This is a genomic window from Mycobacterium scrofulaceum, assembly GCF_002086735.1.
In the GTDB taxonomy this organism is placed as follows: domain Bacteria; phylum Actinomycetota; class Actinomycetes; order Mycobacteriales; family Mycobacteriaceae; genus Mycobacterium; species Mycobacterium scrofulaceum.
The window spans coordinates 1-1,200 of record NZ_MVIJ01000143.1 but is presented as its reverse complement, the minus strand read 5'-3'; the positions used below and the strand labels follow the sequence as shown (position 1 = coordinate 1,200).

Here is a 1,200-nt window from a genome sequence, read left to right as displayed (position 1 = left end):
CTAGACGGTATGGGGGGCGGCGTGAGGCCGAAGGCCTCGGGCTGCAATCGGACGTGGGTTGCCTGTATCGAGTGAACACTCGCACTGGTAGAGCCACAGTTGCAGATCAGGAGGCCTCCGGTGAGTTTCAACGGTACGAGTGTGGGGTTGGACGTGCACGCGCTTTCGGTGGTTGCGCATGCGGTCGATGAGGAAACGGGCCACGTCCAGTGGACTCGGTTGTGTCCTGATTACGGCGAGATCCTGGACTGGCTGCATCGGCTGCGGGGCCCGGTGCGGGTGGCCTATGAAGCCGGGCCAACAGGGTTCGGGTTGGCGCGGGCATTGGCTGGAGCCGAGATCGATTGTGTGGTCGCGGCGCCGTCGAAGTTGATCCGTCCGGCCGGGGACCGGGTCAAGACCGACGCCCGGGACGCCGCACATTTGACGCGGCTGCTGCGGCTGGGCGAGGTCACCGCGGTCACGGTGCCTGACGCCGAGGTGGAGGCGGTGCGCGACCTGGTGCGTGCCCGCGAAGACGCCCGGGCCGACCTGATGCGGGTACGACACCGGCTGTCGAAGCTGTTGTTACGCCAGGGCCGGGTGTATTCCGGTGGGCAGGCCTGGACCGGGGTGCACGAAACATGGCTGCGGCGGCAACGATTCGACGATGCCCACACCGCAGCGGCCTTTGACCACCATTTCGATGCGGTGCTCAACGCCACGGCTGCACGAGACCGCCTCGACGAGCAGATCGTCACGGTCGCGGCCTCACCGCGATGGGCAGATCAGGTCGACCGACTGGGGTGCCTGCGTGGGATTTCAGCCTTGACCGGGCTGGCGCTCACCGTCGAGATCGGCGACTGGACCCGGTTCACCGGATCCTCGATCGGCGCCTACGTCGGCCTGGTCCCCACCGAGCACTCATCGGGCGGCTCCCGTGTGCAGGGATCGATCACCAAAACTGGCAACGCCCACGTTCGCCGGTTGCTAATCGAATCGGCCTGGCACCACCGAGCGGCCTACCGCAATCCAGGGCCCACGATGCGGGCCCGCTGGGCCAAGGTCGACCCCGCACTCAAGGCGCGAGGGCATGCCGGAAACCGCCGGCTGCATCAGCAGTGGTGCCGGTTCAACGACCGCAAGAAGCCCCACGTGGTGGCCAACGTCGCAGTCGCTCGACAGCTCGCGGGCTGGTGCTGGTCTCTGGCCACGCTGACC

General features: G+C 67.2%; 1 protein-coding gene. It reads left to right on the top strand.

The genetic code is table 11. The features are described 5' to 3' along the window. Positions 1-120 precede the first annotated feature (120 nt). On the top strand, positions 121-1,200 hold a 1,080-nt coding region (locus BST44_RS29150; protein ID WP_167380264.1), incomplete at its 3' end, for an IS110 family RNA-guided transposase.